Source organism: Bacillus sp. FS02 (genome assembly GCF_024398395.1).
GTDB lineage: Bacteria > Bacillota > Bacilli > Bacillales > Bacillaceae > Bacillus > Bacillus altitudinis.
Map to the genome: position 1 here is coordinate 2,183,340 of NZ_CP074101.1, position 17,095 is coordinate 2,200,434.

Annotated in this window: 15 protein-coding genes; 12 read left to right on the plus strand and 3 right to left on the minus strand. The window is 42.1% G+C overall.

The window, feature by feature from the left end; genetic code table 11:
• The 5 genes from KFQ09_RS11065 (at position 1) to qoxD (ending at position 5,538) form a co-directional block, all read left to right on the plus strand.
• Positions 1 to 1,083 carry a M24 family metallopeptidase gene (locus KFQ09_RS11065; RefSeq protein ID WP_035389879.1) on the plus strand — a complete coding sequence of 361 codons (1,083 nt, stop codon included), beginning with the start codon at positions 1 to 3 and terminating at the stop codon, positions 1,081 to 1,083.
• Between the two features lie 513 nt (positions 1,084 to 1,596).
• On the plus strand, positions 1,597 to 2,553 hold the full coding sequence (gene qoxA / locus KFQ09_RS11070) for a cytochrome aa3 quinol oxidase subunit II (protein ID WP_089374137.1): 957 nt from the start codon (positions 1,597 to 1,599) through the stop codon (positions 2,551 to 2,553).
• A 27-nt stretch (positions 2,554 to 2,580) separates the two neighbouring features.
• Positions 2,581 to 4,539 (plus strand): cytochrome aa3 quinol oxidase subunit I, encoded by a 1,959-nt coding sequence (gene qoxB, locus KFQ09_RS11075; protein ID WP_008345496.1) that lies wholly within the window; start codon positions 2,581 to 2,583, stop codon positions 4,537 to 4,539.
• A complete protein-coding gene (gene qoxC, locus KFQ09_RS11080) occupies positions 4,539 to 5,156 on the plus strand; it encodes a cytochrome aa3 quinol oxidase subunit III (RefSeq protein WP_007497820.1) in 618 nt (205 codons plus the stop codon). Before qoxB ends, qoxC begins: the two co-directional genes overlap by 1 nt.
• 1 nt (position 5,157) lies before the next feature.
• Entirely contained in the window at positions 5,158 to 5,538 is a 381-nt protein-coding gene (gene qoxD, locus KFQ09_RS11085; protein ID WP_007497818.1) for a cytochrome aa3 quinol oxidase subunit IV, read from the plus strand.
• Between the two features lie 77 nt (positions 5,539 to 5,615).
• Here the strand turns inward: qoxD and KFQ09_RS11090 are convergent, their stop codons facing one another.
• The gene (locus KFQ09_RS11090; protein ID WP_008345491.1) at positions 5,616 to 5,879 is read right to left on the minus strand and encodes a spore morphogenesis/germination protein YwcE; all 264 of its coding nucleotides are present in this window, start codon (positions 5,877 to 5,879) and stop codon (positions 5,616 to 5,618) included.
• 475 nt (positions 5,880 to 6,354) lie between these two features.
• Here KFQ09_RS11090 and KFQ09_RS11095 point away from each other — a divergent pair, with 475 nt between their 5' ends.
• The 3 genes from KFQ09_RS11095 to KFQ09_RS11105 all read left to right on the plus strand — a co-directional run bounded on the left by KFQ09_RS11095 (position 6,355) and on the right by KFQ09_RS11105 (position 9,485).
• Positions 6,355 to 7,566, plus strand: a complete 1,212-nt coding sequence (locus KFQ09_RS11095) for an FtsW/RodA/SpoVE family cell cycle protein (protein ID WP_008345489.1) — start codon at positions 6,355 to 6,357, stop codon at positions 7,564 to 7,566.
• A gap of 110 nt (positions 7,567 to 7,676) precedes the next feature.
• A complete protein-coding gene (gene nfsA / locus KFQ09_RS11100; RefSeq protein WP_008345486.1) occupies positions 7,677 to 8,426 on the plus strand; it encodes an oxygen-insensitive NADPH nitroreductase in 750 nt (249 codons plus the stop codon).
• A gap of 54 nt (positions 8,427 to 8,480) precedes the next feature.
• Positions 8,481 to 9,485, plus strand: a complete 1,005-nt coding sequence (locus KFQ09_RS11105; protein ID WP_207209293.1) for an LLM class flavin-dependent oxidoreductase — start codon at positions 8,481 to 8,483, stop codon at positions 9,483 to 9,485.
• A gap of 11 nt (positions 9,486 to 9,496) precedes the next feature.
• Here the strand turns inward: KFQ09_RS11105 and KFQ09_RS11110 are convergent, their stop codons facing one another.
• Complete coding sequence (locus KFQ09_RS11110) at positions 9,497 to 9,724, minus strand: hypothetical protein (RefSeq protein WP_050826728.1); 228 nt, start codon at positions 9,722 to 9,724, stop codon at positions 9,497 to 9,499.
• An 81-nt stretch (positions 9,725 to 9,805) separates the two neighbouring features.
• Positions 9,806 to 12,229, minus strand: coding sequence for a S8 family peptidase (locus tag KFQ09_RS11115; RefSeq protein WP_050826727.1), 2,424 nt, complete (start codon positions 12,227 to 12,229; stop codon positions 9,806 to 9,808).
• 501 nt (positions 12,230 to 12,730) lie between these two features.
• On the opposite strand from KFQ09_RS11115, the gene KFQ09_RS11120 reads away from it, so the two are divergent.
• From KFQ09_RS11120 to KFQ09_RS11135, 4 genes are all read left to right on the plus strand, one after another.
• Positions 12,731 to 13,009, plus strand: a complete 279-nt coding sequence (locus KFQ09_RS11120; protein ID WP_048002996.1) for a hypothetical protein — start codon at positions 12,731 to 12,733, stop codon at positions 13,007 to 13,009.
• A gap of 51 nt (positions 13,010 to 13,060) precedes the next feature.
• A complete protein-coding gene (locus KFQ09_RS11125; RefSeq protein ID WP_026050173.1) occupies positions 13,061 to 13,894 on the plus strand; it encodes a PRD domain-containing protein in 834 nt (277 codons plus the stop codon).
• Between the two features lie 255 nt (positions 13,895 to 14,149).
• On the plus strand, positions 14,150 to 15,538 hold the full coding sequence (locus tag KFQ09_RS11130) for a sucrose-specific PTS transporter subunit IIBC (protein ID WP_129547958.1): 1,389 nt from the start codon (positions 14,150 to 14,152) through the stop codon (positions 15,536 to 15,538).
• A 19-nt stretch (positions 15,539 to 15,557) separates the two neighbouring features.
• A complete protein-coding gene (locus KFQ09_RS11135) occupies positions 15,558 to 17,015 on the plus strand; it encodes a sucrose-6-phosphate hydrolase (protein WP_129547957.1) in 1,458 nt (485 codons plus the stop codon).
• Positions 17,016 to 17,095: the final 80 nt, after the last annotated feature.

The following is a 17,095-nucleotide window of genomic DNA, read 5'->3' on the forward strand; positions in this document are numbered from 1 at the left end:
ATGATTGAACAGGTAAGAACTTTAATGGAAGAAAAACAACTCGACGGTGTTCTGATTCAAAAGCGTAATAACTTTTCTTGGCTTACAGGAGGAAGAAGAAACCACATTGTGTTAAACACACCAGAGGGCGTTTGTCAGCTACTTGTGTTGAAAGACGATATTGTCCTAGTTGTGAATCAAATGGAAGAAAAACGAATCATTGAAGAAGAAATGGCGTATTTTGACCATCCCTTTCAAGTCGTCACAATGGATTGGTTTGAGGATGAGACTCCTTACATTCAAACACTCATAAAAGACAAACGAATCGGTGCGGACATTCAAATGGAAGGAGTGGAATGGATCGAACCCGATTTGTCTCGTGTTCGATCGATTCTTTCAGCGCCACAGCTCAGCCAATACGAAACCCTTTGTCATGACACAGCTGTTATTGTAGAAAGTGTCTGTCAAGAAATCGTTCCAGGACAGACGGAGCATGAAATTGCTTCGCTTGTTGCTCAAAGAGCGATCGGGCAGGGAATGACGATAGAAGTGCTGCTTGTGGCGACAGATGACCGGATTCATCAATATCGCCATCCGATCCCAACAGAAAAAGCACTTCAAAAGCATGCACTGGTTGTCCTTTGTGCTGAACGGCATGGACTCGTGGCAAATGTCACAAGATCCGTTTACTTTGGACAGCTACCAAAGGAGCTTGAAGAAAACAAGGAAAGGCTTGCGCGAATCGACACGGTCATGAATGCGGCTACTCGTCCAGGGAACACCATTGGAGATGTATTGAAGGCCGGCATTGCTCAATATGAAAAAGAAGGATTTCCTGATAGCTGGAAAAAGCTTCACCAAGGAGGCAAGACTGGATTTGTGTCTAGAGAGATCATTGCAGTTCCTACATCGGTGGAAGAGATCCAGCTTCATCAAGTATTCACTTGGAATCCTTCCTTACCAGGATTGAAATCAGAAGATACGATGGTCGTCGAGAAAGAAGGAAATCGCTTTTTAACCTATACAGGCAAGTGGACGTATATAGACATAGAACATGAAGGAAGCATCTATAGACGACCAGACATTTTGGTGAGAGACGAATAATGAGAAGCCGGCGATGAGCCGGTTTTTTGCTGGAAGTCTTTAGTGAGTTTCCACTCATTTATCACCATTACCAATCATTACAGCGCATAGGCGGAGGATCGATACTTTCTTTTCTTGTCGACTTGCGTTAAAATGAGTAAGGTTTTTGTTAAATATGGGGATACCTATTTCAGAATTGTTTACCTAGATAAAATTTCATAAAGTTAAATTGAAATTTGACCAAACTTTTTTATTGTGGTAAACCTAAATTTGACAAAGTTCTTGATTGTATGTCCTTTGCCTTCAACTCTCAACTTTTCAAAATCCTAGAAATTTATTGTGTGTGCAATAATATAAATTTATGGCGAATTTATGACATTTCAATAGAAATCTGTTGAAAAATAAATGAACTTTTGAAAAAAGGGGAGCTAACTCCAACAGATTTTGATAGCATTACAAAGGGAAGAAAAGTTTTCGAAGGCAGATGGCTTTTCACAATTATTCAGCAATTTATACATTATTTAAGGAAGGATGGTGATCTTCTTGTTCAGAGCCATTAAACCTATGCTTTTATTAGCGATGCTCGTGAGTGTTTTTGTATTAGGAGGTTGCAGCAATATCGCTGTTTTAGATCCTAAAGGACCAGTCGCAGCACAACAAAAAGACTTAATCCTTTTATCTATTGGATTCATGCTCTTTATCGTTGGTGCGGTATTTGTACTGTTTACCATCATTTTGGTTAAATACCGTGAGCGTAAGGACGTTGGAAACGCCTCTTATAACCCAGAACTACACGGGAATACGCTTCTAGAAGTTGTCTGGACAGTGATCCCAATATTAATCGTTGCTGCCCTTTCAGTTCCAACTGTAAAAACCATTTACTCTTTGGAAGAGGCGCCTCAAGCAACAAGTCATAAAGATCCACTTGTCGTTTATGCTACAGCAGTTGATTGGAAATGGATCTTCAGCTATCCAGAGGAAAATATTGAAACAGTGAACTACTTAAACATTCCAAAAGATCAGCCGGTTTTATTCAAAATCACTTCCGCTGATACAATGGCATCTCTATGGATTCCTCAGCTAGGCGGGGAGAAGTATGCGATGGCTGGAATGGAAATGGAACAATATCTTCAAGCTGATGAAGTAGGCACATATGAAGGAAGAAACGCCAACTTCACAGGCGAAGGCTTTGCTCAGCAAAAATTCAAAGTCAATGCGATGACGCAGTCTGACTATGATAAATGGGTAAATAAAACGAAAAAAGAAGCACCAAAGTTAACGAAGAAAACGTATGACTACTTGATGCTTCCTGATGCTGCAGATGTGCAGACATTCTCATCAACACATTTATCTTTTGCGAAGCACGGAGAGGATTCTGAATATGCACTCCAAGCACGCAAACGTTTAGGTTACCAATCAGTTTCTCCGCATTCCAAGACAGATCCTTTCGAGAATGTGAAGAACTATAAAAGAAAATTAGAAAACGAATAAACTGACTAAGGAAAGGAGGAGGCCGTTATGCATTTAAAATGGGATGAGTTTTTTGTAACTGGAGACCCATTAATTCTTGGTGCGCAAATTTCTATCGCTCTTACTTCCATTGCCATTGTGTTTGTTTTAACCTACTTCAAAAAGTGGAAATGGCTCTGGAAAGAATGGCTGACATCAGTTGATCATAAAAAGCTTGGAATCATGTATATCCTTGCTGCTGTGATTATGTTCTTCCGCGGTGGGGTAGACGGACTGATGATGCGCGCGCAGCTGGCGCTTCCTAATAATACGTTTTTAGATTCAAACCACTATAATGAAATTTTCACAACGCATGGTACGATCATGATTTTATTCATGGCGATGCCATTCTTAATTGGTTTAATCAACGTCGTGGTTCCTCTTCAAATTGGTGCACGTGACGTTGCATTCCCGTATTTGAACAACTTGAGCTTCTGGACATTTATGGTCGGAGCAATGCTGTTCAACATTTCCTTCGTTATTGGAGGATCACCAAGTGCAGGCTGGACGAGTTACATGCCGCTCGCCGGAAATGATTTCTCACCAGGACCTGGACAGAACTACTACTTGCTCGGGCTCCAAATTGCAGGTATTGGTACACTAATGACAGGTATTAACTTCATGGTGACCATCTTAAAAATGCGTACAAAAGGTATGACGCTTATGCGTATGCCGATGTTTACATGGACAACATTGATCACGTCTGTCATTATCGTTTTCGCATTCCCTGTTTTAACAGTTGCTTTAGCACTTATGACATTCGATCGTTTATTCGGTTCAGCATTCTTTACACTCGAAGCGGGCGGTATGCCAATGCTTTGGGCGAACCTTTTCTGGATTTGGGGACATCCTGAGGTATATATCGTTATCCTGCCGGCTTTCGGTATTTTCTCAGAAATCTTTGCGACGTTCTCAAGAAAGCAGTTGTTTGGTTACAAAGCGATGGTTGTATCGATTGTGGCAATCTCTGTTCTTAGTTTCCTTGTGTGGGTTCACCACTTCTTTACAATGGGGAACAGTGCAGCGGTTAACTCATTCTTCTCGATTACAACAATGGCGATTTCTGTACCAACAGGTGTGAAAATCTTTAACTGGCTCTTTACAATGTATCGAGGCCGTATCAGTTTTACATCCCCAATGCTTTGGGCACTTGGTTTCATCCCGAACTTCGTAATCGGTGGTGTGACTGGGGTTATGCTTGCGATGGCAGCTGCGGATTACCAGTACCATAACACGTACTTCTTAGTATCCCACTTCCACTATGTATTAATCGCAGGTACTGTATTTGCCTGTTTTGCAGGTCTTGTTTTCTGGTATCCGAAAATGTTTGGTTACAAGTTAAACGAACGAATCGGCAAATGGTTCTTCTGGGTATTCATGATCGGATTTAACATCTGTTTCTTCCCGCAGTACTTCTTAGGACTGCAAGGAATGCCAAGACGTATTTATACGTATGGACCAGAAGATGGCTGGACTGCACTAAACTTTATTTCAACAATTGGTGCATTCATGATGGGTATCGGATTCATCATCCTTTGCTATAACATTTACTACAGCTGGAGACACGCGAAACGTGAAGTGTCTGGAGACAGCTGGGGAGAAGGACGTACGCTTGACTGGGCGACATCTTCTGCAATTCCGCCGCATTATAACTTTGCAGCACTTCCAGAAGTGACGTCACCAGATGCATTCCATCATTGGAAGCAAAACAATGTAGACGTTCATCCTGAAAAAGAATTCAAGAAAATTCACATGCCGCACAATTCAGGCAGACCGCTGATCATGTCTGCATTCTTCGGACTTGGTGCATTCGGTCTTGTATTTGAATGGTACTGGATTGGCGTTATCGGCTTAATCGGTGTATTCGCAACAATGATTTTACGTTCATTTGAATATGACGATGGCTACTATATTCCTGTTGAAGAAGTGATTGAAACAGAGAAAAAGAATAAGGAGGCGCAGAAGTAATGGGACATAATGATAGCAGCTATGCAAATGCACCGCTTGAATATCAGTCTGAAACAGGACGTTTAAACATCCTTGGTTTCTGGATATTCCTTGGCGCGGAAATCGTGTTATTCTCAACACTTTTTGCGACCTACTTTGTTCTTCATGGCAGAACAGCTGGCGGCGTTTTGCCAGCTGAGCTATTTGATATGAAGCTTGTATTGATCATGACATTCCTGCTATTGGTGAGTTCATTTACATGCGGGATTGCCGTTCATGAAATGCGCCGTGGAAGTACAAAAGGGGTTGTCATTTGGACGATTCTGACACTGCTTCTAGGTGCAGGCTTCGTTGGTTTTGAGATTTTCGAATTCTTCCATTATGTACATGAGGGTGCGAGCATCCATACAAGTGCATACTGGTCTGCATTCTTTGTTCTTTTAGGAACTCACGGATTACACGTATCCATCGGTATCTTCTGGATTACAGGTGTCTTGTTCCAAATTAAAAAACGTGGATTAACACCACAAACAGCAGCGAAGATCTTTATCTCAAGTCTATACTGGCATTTCCTTGATGTTGTATGGATTTTCATCTTCACAGCTGTGTACTTGATCGGATTAGGGGGGCTTTTGTGATATGGCTGGAAAAACACATTCCTCAGCAGAGCACGAACACTTCCCTTGGAAACACGTAGTCGGCTTCATTCTCTCCATTGTGCTAACCATCTTAGCATTCTGGATTGCCATCGGAGCTGAAATTGGCAGTTCTGCGAAACTATGGATTATCTTTGGTTTTGCCTTCATTCAAGCATTCTTGCAGCTGTTCATGTTCATGCACATGACAGAGAGTGAGAACGGAACTGTTCAAGTCGGAAATACTTTGTTTGGTCTGTTCTGTGCGATCATTTTCGTCATCGGGTCTGTTTGGATCTTTGCGGCTCACTACAGCCACGGAGAGAACAGCAAAGACGGTTATTCACCATCTGCGCCAAAGCAGTCTGAGCATTCAGAGAAATAATAAAAAACCACTCATCTTTCATAGGTGAGTGGTTTTTATGCTGATTGTGATAACGCTTCCAATTGATGATGCGATATCTATCTGCTGCTGAATCTTTTGCGAATGAATGGAAGTCCATAGATGAGGAAAGCTGCAATGTGAGCCAGAATCACGTTAATGGCAAAGAATGCGATCATGAAGGTATGTCCTGCTGGAGATAAACTGCTTGTCATGTAAAGACCGAAGAAAATCCACATAATCATGATGGGTGGAATAGATGCTAATGCAATCTTTCTGTTTTCCAACCATAAAAACAGGGGTGTAGCTGTTGCAATACATAGGTACGCAAAGAACATATCCATCGTATCCAACTCCTTTGTAAGTTGATGTTCAATTCAAATGAGAGGTCAGGATGCAATTGTGTCTGTTTTTAGGAGATATTGTGAACATTTTGTTACAAATATTATACCACAATTGACTTTGAAGTAAACTCAATAATTGGAAAATGGGCCTTATTCCGCAGAAATTGTTTTTTTCTTATACCTCAGTTAAGCTTATGCTGGCAAGATGTGCACCTTTCATATCGCCACATAAGTCATTGAATTTTCCCCTTAAAATCTGTAAAATAATCTTTTTAAAGGACTTATGATCGGTTGTCATGATAGAGTGGAAAGGATTTTTTTTCTATTTTTAGGATGAAAAGTATTTCATTTTTTGAAATTAGAATGGAACCTTTCAGGTGTCACTTCCGTCATATTTAAGGTGAGTTGCTTTTGTGAAAATTTCAATCTAATATAAATAAGGGCTTTTATGTTTTGTAATAAGGGTGGTTAGTTCATGAACAAGCAGAATACATCTCCTTACTATCAAGGAGATTTGATTTTTATATTTTTAGCCTTCTTTGCCATCAGTGTCATCGCTATTTATGCTGCGGGACAGTTTGGGCAATATGGATCTAATGCATGGACCAGACAGATCATTTACTACATGGTCGGGGTCATCTGTATTGTGGCTATTAATTACTTCGATCTGGAACAATTAGAAAAGTTAAGCCTATATATTTTTATAGGCGGCATTATGCTCTTAATTCTTTTAAAAATTGCTCCTGCACAAATTGCAGGTCATGATTTTGCTCCAATTAAAAATGGTGCAAAAAGTTGGTTTGTGTTACCGGGAATTGGAACATTTCAGCCTTCAGAGTTCATGAAAATTGGTTTGATTATGATGCTCGCCTCTGTCATTGGGAAGGCAACCCCAAGAGGAAAACGAACATTAGAAGATGATATTTTCCTACTATTAAAAATTGCCGGCGTGGCTGCTGTACCAGTCGGACTCATCTTTTTGCAAGATGCAGGTACGGCTGCGGTATGTATGTTTATTGTCGTTGTCATGGTCTTTTTATCAGGGGTCAACTGGAAATTGATCTCTCTCATCGGTTCAGTGGTTGTGCTCTTAGTTGCCGCTGTGTTAGCCGTGATTATTCTATTCCCTGATTTTGCACAAAAGATCGGGATTCAGCAGTATCAGATCAACCGGATTACCGCTTGGCTGCCTGATAGTTCTTCGACAGCCAACCAAGCCCAGACACAAGATGCATCTGGATCGGATAAATATCAAGTCGAGCAAGCCATTATGGCAATTGGGGCAGGACAAATTTTCGGGAACGGTGTTAAAAATTTAAAAGTATATGTTCCAGAAGCTCAGACAGATATGATTTTCTCTATCATAGGGGAAGCCTTTGGTTTTGTCGGCTGCGCATTTGTGGTGATCATGTTCTTCTTCCTGATTTACAGGCTTGTTGTGCTGATTGACCGTATCCATCCTTATAGCCGGTTTGCGTCATTTTTCTGTGTAGGATATACAGCATTGATTGTCATCCATACATTCCAGAACATTGGCATGAACATAGGCGTCATGCCTGTAACGGGGATACCACTCTTATTCATCAGCTTCGGGGGAAGCTCAGTTTTATCAGTTCTGATTGGATTTGGTATCGCCTATAATGCAAGTGTTCAGTTAACGAAATATCAAAGTTATTTATTTAAATAAAACGGGTAAAGGGCAGTCTAAGCGTAGGCTGCCTTTTTGGCGTGAGTTCTAACTTTTGAAAAGCAATGTTCATTTGACTTATGATAGTAGGAGTGAAGGAGGTCTTCGAATTGAATAAAACGATAGAAACCATCTTAAATCATCGGTCCATCCGTTCGTTTACAGATGAGCGTCTGACAGACGAAGAAGTGCTGACACTTATCAAAAGTGCGCAGGCTGCTTCGACATCAAGCTATGTACAGGCGTATAGTATCATTGGTGTAACAGATCAGGAGAAGAAGGCGAAGCTTGCTGAACTGGCTGGAAATCAGCCATACGTTGAGAAGAATGGGCATTTTTTTGTTTTCTGTGCAGACTTGAAACGCCACGACTATATCGCAAAAAAAGCAGGGAAAAACCATCAAGAAGCGCTTGAGAATACTGAAGCCTTTCTTATCAGTGTGATTGATGCGGCGCTCGCTGCGCAAAATGTCAGTGTCGCAGCAGAATCTATGGGACTTGGCATCTGCTATATCGGCGGACTGCGTAATCAGCTGAAGGAAGTATCCGAATTACTTGAAACGCCTTCCTATGTGCTGCCGCTATTCGGCCTGGCCATAGGACATCCTGCCAATCCATCATCTCAAAAGGAACGGCTGCCCGTTGAGCTGATCTACCATGAAAACACATATCAGCAAGACGAAGCTCATGTGGATCGTTATTTAAAAGAATACGATGATCGTATTTCATCATATTATGAAGAACGAACAAACGGTGAGAGAAAAGATACATGGTCTGAGCAAATGCTTCGAGGCTTTAGCCAGCCAAAACGTGCCTTCCTCGGAGATTTTGTGAAAGAGAAGGGCTTTAATCGAAAATAAATCAGGAAATCCCCCTTTCGAGTGAGAGAGGGGGATTTCTGTAAGAGGTGCGACATCATGAAATTAAGTATACTGGATCAATCTCCTTTAATTGGAGATGCGACGCCTGCTGAGGCGCTGAAGCAAACAGTCGAGCTGGCGAAGCAGGCAGAGAAATGGGGTTATCATCGATTTTGGGTATCAGAGCATCACTTTTCAAACCGGCTCGCAGGATCGAGTCCAGAGGTGCTTCTCGGTCATTTATCAGCTGTGACGTCACATATCCGTATTGGTTCAGGTGGCGTCATGCTGCCCCACTACAGTGCCTATAAAGTAGCAGAGAACTTCAGAGTGCTCGAAGCCTTGGCTCCGGGCAGAATTGATCTTGGCATTGGACGTGCTCCTGGAGGTATGCCGATCTCCTCCATTGCCCTTCATCATGGAGAACGGAAGCGACTTGGTGATCAATACCCTGAGCAGGTAGAAGAATTGAAGGTGTATTTACATGATTTAGCCGATGAATTTTATCCGCTGCCTCACCTGACCGCTTCTCCGAAAGTAGAAACTGCCCCAGAGGTATGGATGTTAGGTTCTTCTGGAGGAAGTGCACGGCTTGCCGCAAAAGCAGGTGCAGGCTATACGTTTGCTCTTTTCATTAATGGAGAAGGCGGAGAAGACTCTGTGTCACAGTATATCAGCCGATTTGAACCTTCGGAATTTGGTGATGAGCCGCGTGTCAGTCTTGCGGTCTTCGTTTTATGTGCAGAAACAGAGGAACAGGCAGAAAAATTGGCTGTTAGCTTAGATTTATCATTATTAGCTAACGAACAAGGACAGAACCTTGGCGGCTTTCCTTCATTTGAACAGGCAAAGGCCTATTCCTACAGTCCATATGAACAAAAACGAGTAGCAGCCAATCGACAGAGAATGGTTGTTGGTACGCCATCCTCTGTGAAGCAGCAGCTGACAGCACTCTCAAAGGCGTATCGTACAGATGAAGTGATCGCTGTGACCATCACACACCACATGCAAGACCGTCTCACATCGTATCGTTTATTAAAAGAAGCTTTTGATGCATAACGTATGTAACTTTACCGACCGCGCAGCCAATAAAAGGGATAGAGGAGCATCATGGTGAGAATAAAGGCAGCTGTCACCGCCAAGCTAAGCGGATAAATGCAGGTGGTATAGACAGTCAGTTCACATGCTTGATGAAAAGGACGAGGCTGTTTTGCATGTAAAAAGGTAAAAAAATAAACCAAGGTGATCGTGAGAAAAAAAGCCGTCATAAAAGAAACGATCCATAGCAATATCAACATGAATTTCTCTTTCCTCCATACATGATAGAAAAGCCTTGTTGAGCTGATGGGCTCATACAAGGCTTTTTATGTGATTCTTATTTATTCAGGATAAATATCGAATGGTTCTTTCGTTTGAACCGTATCTGATTTGCCTTTCAGGCTTGCATACGCAAGCATTGTATACTCACCTGCTTCTAACTTCTGTCCTTTATTGATCGTGCCATTCCATTTCACACGATGCTCTCCTTTATCAACATGTTGATAAACTCCTGCTTCACCTAAATACTCTCCATCTGTCGAGTAGACGAGGAATGCAAGATTTTCAGCACCGCCTGGGAGATAGCTGCTAATGACATAGCTTCCAGCACGGTTATCCGGCTCTACGGAAACCGAAGTGACGCGCGGGTAATCAGGCTCTTTTACAATCAATAAAGTAGGGATTTCAGTGACCTTTCTGCCATTTTCGCGAATGGTGATACTGCCTTGGTACGTTCCTTTTTTCGTTTTTCCATAATTCACTTGTACTGCGGAAGTAAAGGACCCTGTGGAATTCCCTTTTACTGTGATTTTTTTCGTGCCGTTTGTGCTAATGCCGTTGCCATCGAACTTGTAATCAATGGTATAGGTTTTCGGTGCTTTTGACAGGTTTTCTACCTTGAACTTCTTCGTTTTGATTTGAACGCCCTTTTCTTTTAAGAAAGTGCCGTACGAATAGCTTGCATCAGACACAATAGAAGACGCTTGAAGTGATTCGATGATTCGAACGCTGCCTGTGCCCTGCGTATTGTGAGGGAACTGGCTGCCATTTGGGTCATACAATGTTTCTGCTGTATTCATCATCAGCGCTTTAATTTGCTCTGTAGAATACGATGGTTTTGCTTGTTTAATAATCGCTGCTACTCCGGCTACATGAGGAGATGCCATGCTTGTTCCTTGCTTCGATCCATAGCCGTATGGCTGAGAAGGATCGTGTGTCGGAATGGTGCTGACAATACTCACGCCAGGTGCTGAAAGATCTGGTTTGATCATCCACGTATCGACAACAGGTCCGCGAGATGAGAAGTCAGCGACTTGTTCACTTAACTCTTTCACAAATTGAATCGAGAAAGTTGTTGTATTGTTACCAGCCTCAATGGCTTTAACAAGTGCTGTTCCTTCCGCTTTTGACAGCTTAATCGTCGGAAGTGCTAGACCTGGTACATCCACAGGGATTTCTCCATCGGTATTGTTGTACATGACAACGCCGATCGCACCAGCAGCTTTCGCATTGTCCACTTTATCAACAAAGGCAATGGCTCCACGTTCAATCACTGCCACCTTTCCTTTGACATCGATGTTTTCAAAATCTTTTTCGTCACCGATGCCTGCTTGGACGAGTGTGACTTGTTTTTGGTCAAGTGCTTTTAAATCATTTTCTTGATAGTAGCCCATCACTTTTGCTGTTGAATAGTTCGGGAATTTCACGTTGTATAAACTGTACGGAAGCTGAGTGGCTCCGACAGAAATAGCATCTCTTGATGTCCCAGGAGATCCAACGGTCCAGCTGTTTGGCCCACTGTTTCCGTTTGATGTCACAGCAACAACCCCTTCAGACATGGCCCAATCCAGTGCGATGCTTGTTGCATAATCAGGGTTATTCACACTGTTCCCAAGAGAAAGGTTCATGACATCGGCTCCGTCAGTGACAGCCCGGTCGATGCCTGCAAGGACATTTTCAGTTGTTCCTGATCCGCCTGGTCCAAGGACACGGTAGGCGAGAAGGGTAGCGTCTTTAGCGACACCTTTAATTTGTCCATTTGCCGCAATTGTTCCTGCGACGTGTGTACCATGATCTGTCGATTCGCCTCTAGGATCTCCTTTTGGTGTTTCTTGTGGAGAATAGTCATTATCAACAAAGTCATAGCCTTTGTATAATCCGAAGTTTCCTTTTAAATCAGGGTGGGTATAGTCTACTCCAGTATCAATGACAGCGACTTTTACCCCTTTTCCAGAGTAGCCGGCATCCCATGCTTTTGGGGCACCGATAAATGGAGCACTTTTATCCATGAGTGGAGAGACATCCTCATTAGGAAGCTGGACGCTTTTCTTTTTCACTTCATCTGTTTGATATGTAACATCCGGATAAACGGCTTTTACTCCGTCAACTGCGAGCAGTTTCGGGATTTCGTTTGCAGGAAGTTTCATAGAGAAACCAGAGAAGACTTTTTCATATTCTTGACGAACACTCGCTTTATCTAACTTTTTGAGTGCTGCATTCTTTACTTTCGTTCGAGATTTTTTGAGGGAGGCTTTTGTTTGTGCTTCGCCTTCTTGCTTGGCTTCAACTAAGGATTTTTCCTTTAATTCAACAATGACAGTGGTGTGTTTTCTAGACTTAACATTGATTTCGCCGAAGATTTCTGCTTTTTCCAGTTCCACCTGTTTGTTCGATGGAGCGGCAGCAGCCTGACCTGAAAAGAATGTGGATAAGGTAAAAATAGTGGAGAACAATAGAACAGAAGAACGAGAGATTACTTTTTTCAATTAATTTTCCCCTTTCTAGCTGTGTATTTAGGGAGATAGCCTTTCTTTTTGTGGATAAATAGGAAAGATTCACTGCCCGTTATTAAGTATTCCATACGATGAAACCAATTCCTTTACTGAAATGGTCTTATTTTACATAGTCATAAAGAACTATTTTGTTTATAAAGTCACACTTATGCACAATAATCTGTTGATAACTCGATTATTCAGATATATATATGGAAAATAAAAAAATCTCATACACAAAATCTAGTAAGAGGGTGTTGATATGTGGATAAACCCTGTTGATAAGATGTGCTTATCTTTGGGATAGTGTGTGTATAAAATTTTCATAGAAACATTGTGGAACATGATCATCTTCTGCACTTTTCAACAAAACTTCTGAAAACTAGTTCGTTTTTTCACCCAGATTGTGACAAACCTCTCTTTTTTCTCGGGATATGATAGGAACAGTTAATTTGCTAGAACTGCTAGATTCTAAGGAAAGCGGAGGGATGTTCAGTGAAGAAATGGAAGAACTGGCTGAGTGTATGGTTTGGTTTTGTGATGAATGTGCTTGTGAATCCTGGTGAGCTGCTGAAGAAGCAAGGGGTGAAAGTGACAGCAGTGGATGGAGGATTCTTTCTTGCGGTGAATGAGAGAAAGCTAGAGAAACTGGCAGTTGAAAAGAAGAAGAAGCGCAGGATAGAAAAGCCGTTTCAAGAAAGTCTGATGATGCTTGATGAAAAGACAACGAGAGAGGCTCGTGCCGGTCCGTTCTTATCTTTACAGAAAAGTTGAAACAGGGTAAAATCCCACATAAGACACGTTATCTGTGGGAGAGGATGCCCCTTGAAGATATATAAAATATTGAATAACAATGCAGTGGTTGTAAAGGAGGGTGATCAGGAGAAAATTGTGATGGGGCCCGGAATTGCTTTTCAGAAGGGGAAAAATGACGTCGTTCCCGTTCAAAAAATAGAGAAGATTTTTGTTGTGCGTGAAGAAAATGAGAAATTCAAACAAATTCTTGCGACATTGCCAGAAGCGCATATTGAGGTGGCAGAGCATATTATTAGTTATGCAGAGGGTGAACTCATGATGCCGCTCAGTGATCATATCCACATTTCACTGACAGATCATTTATCCTTTGCCATTGAACGCGTTCAAAAAGGCATTGTCTTATATAATAAATTGCTTGGTGAGATCAAAGTCTTATATAAGCAGGAATATGATATTGGAAAGTATGCCATTCGTTATGTAAAGGAGCGGCTTGGGGTTGACCTGCCGGACGATGAGGCAGGGTATGTGGCACTTCATATTCATACGGCCAAAATGAATACGGAGTCCATGAAGAAGACGGTCAAATACACAACGATGATCAAAGAAATGATCGAGCATATCGAAAGCGTTTTTGAGCGCTCGATTGATGAGGATAGTATTTCATATCAGCGCCTTGTGACACATTTGAGGTATGCATTAGGCAGGTTGGAATCGAATGAAGCATTTCAAATCATGGACGATGACATGCTGACTTTTATCCAAACAAAGTATGATTCGGCTTACCGGTGTGCACTTGGACTGGCTGATTTGCTGAAAAAAGAATATGGACTTCATCTCCCTGAATCGGAGATCGGCTACATCACGCTGCATGTCCAGCGTCTGCAGGATGCCGAATTGGTGTAAAGGTTGTGCCTGTCCGCAGGCTTTTTTTTATGCACACTACTCTAATTAGTGTATATGGGTCATTTGATTCGAAAAAATAGGTTGACGCAGGTCACGCTCTTATACTATGATGAAAGCGTAATCAAAAACCAATATCGTGGGATTGTGACTGTCAGGCAGGCAAGACCTAAAATTTGCGTAACGAGGGGACGTGTATGTCCTTTCATCGTTAGTGAATTTTAGGTCTTTTTTGTTTTAAAAAAAGGGGGAGACAACATGGATTATCAAAAAACAGCCAAAGAATTAACAACATTATTAGGCGGCAAAGAAAATGTCATTAGCGCAACACATTGTGCCACACGACTCCGATTGGTGATGAAAGATGAGGCGTTGATTGACAAAGATGCCATTGAAGAACTTGAGGGTGTGAAGGGTGCCTTCTCAAGCTCGGGTCAATTCCAGATCATATTTGGAACAGGTTCTGTCAACAAAGTATATGAGCGTTTTGCGCGTGAGGCGGGTCTTGAGGCAGACGACGAGAATCAAAAACCAGCCAGCCATGATGAAGCCGTGAAGCAAAAAATGAATCCACTTGCACGTTTTGCCAAGACGCTATCGAATATTTTTGTACCAATCATTCCAGCGATTGTAGCAAGCGGTTTATTAATGGGCCTATTAGGTATGATGAAAGCCTTCAAATGGGCTGATCCAAGCTCTGCCATCTTCCAAATGCTAGATATGTTCTCAAGTGCTGCCTTTATCATTTTACCGATTTTAATTGGGGTTAGTGCAGCCAAAGAGTTTGGTGGAAATCCATATTTAGGAGCTGTCATTGGGGGCATTATGATTCACCCGAGCTTGCTGAATCCATGGGGACTGACAGACGCAAAACCAGAATATATGCATCTATTCAACTTTGATATTGCGCTTCTTGGTTACCAAGGAACGGTCATTCCCGTGTTATTAACTGTGTATATCATGTGCGTGATTGAAAAGAACTTAAGAAAAGTTGTGCCGAACAGTATTGATTTACTTGTGACGCCGTTTGTGACGGTGATTGTGACTGGATTTGTGACGTTTATTGCTGTAGGACCGCTAGGGAGAATGCTCGGTACAGGGATCTCGAATGCACTCACTTATGTTTATGACCATGCAGGATTCTTAGCTGGACTGATTTTCGGAGGTGCTTATTCTTTAATTGTACTGACAGGTGTTCATCATAGCTTCCATGCGATTGAGGCAGGACTTCTGAATGATATTGGACGGAATTATTTGCTGCCGATCTGGGCCATGTCCAACGTCGCTCAAGGCGGAGCTGGGCTAGCGGTCTTTTTCTTAGCAAAGCGTGCAAAAACGAAAGAAATTGCTTTACCAGCAGCATTTTCTGCTTTCTTAGGTATTACAGAGCCGGTCATATTCGGTGTGAATCTTCGTTATCGTAAGCCATTTATTGCTGCAATGATCGGAGGTGCATTAGGCGGGGCGTTTGTCGTCTTCACGAAGGTAGCCGCCAACGCTTATGGTTTAACAGGGATTCCGATGATTGCCATTGCAGCTCCATTTGGTTTACAAAATGTGGTAAATTATGTTATTGGTATGTTAATAGCTGTTGCTGTTTCATTTATTCTTACCATCATCTTTAAAGTCAAAGAAGTCGAAAAATAATCAAGGAGTGGTCACAGTGATGACAACAACGGACGCAGCACTTCGTCAAAAGGTAACAGATCGTATTCGAAACTATGAGCATTTGGTGAAAAAAGATGTGTACCGTCAGAACTTCCATTTAATGCCGCCAGTCGGTCTTTTAAATGACCCGAATGGATTGATTCAGTGGAAGGGAGTCTACCATGTGTTTTATCAATGGCAGCCATTTAAAACAGGACATGGGGCAAAATTCTGGGGTCACTACACATCAACCGATTTAGTGAATTGGCAGCATGAAGAGGCTGCCCTCACGCCAAGTGATTGGTTTGATCAAAATGGCTGTTATTCTGGCAGTGCAGTCATTGACGATGGTCGTATGTACGTGATGTATACCGGAAATGTCCGTGACGAGCAAGGGAATCGTGAGACATATCAATGTTTAGCTGTGTCAGAGGATGGGGTTCATTTTGAGAAAAAAGGTGTCGTGGCGACTTTGCCAGCGGGATTCACTGCACATTTTCGTGACCCGAAGGTGTGGAAGCGGAATGGAAAGTGGTACATGGTCCTTGGAGCACAAAGTGAAGATCTCAAAGGACATCTTGTTTTATTCACATCTGATACATTAGACAATTGGACGTTTCAAGGCATTATTGCAGGCAGTGGAAAGAATGGATTAGACCATTTCGGATACATGTGGGAATGTCCAGATCTGTTTGAATTAGACGGTCAGGATGTATTGATCGTGTCACCACAGGGGCTGAAGCCTGATGGATTTAAATACAACAATACACATCAATCTGGTTATTTTGTTGGTACATTCGATGATCGTACCTACCAATATACGCATGGAGCGTTTGAGGAGCTGGATCGTGGCTTTGACTTTTATGCACAGCAGACTTTCCAAGATGAATCGGGCAGACGCATTTTAATGGGATGGATGGGTGTACCAGATCAAGGGGAAGAGCATCATCCAACCATTTCTTATCAATGGATCCATTGTTTGACGATTCCGAGAGAGCTTCGTTTAGATGATGAAGGACGTCTTATTCAAAAGCCGGTAAGTGAACTTCGATCTATGCGGACAAATGAGCAGGAGCATGTTTTTCACGTTAAACGATCTGTTCATTCCATTCCTGTTGAAGATATGACGAGCGCAGAGGTATTCATTGATCAAATTGAAACACAAAAAGGGTTTGAATGCTGTATCCGTGCTGCTGCTCGTATCATTTATGATAAAGATGAAGGCAAACTAACGTTAGAGCGAGATCGATTTGAAGATCGAACAAAGGAAGTTCGTGCAGTAGAAATTGAGGAATTACAGGATCTGCATATCTTTATTGATGCATCATCGATTGAGATTTTTGTCAACGGAGGCCGGGAAGTATTTACTGCACGTTACTTTCCTTCCCCGGGAAATAAATCAATCTCCATCAGTGGTAGAAATGAAACGAAGCTTAAATTGAAGACGTGGCATTTGCAAAAAGAAGCAGATCAATGATCTGCTTTTTCTAGTGAGATCAGCCTGTATCTTAAAGCCTATATCATGTATATACAAGGTTGGCCTAAAGCGGTTTGATG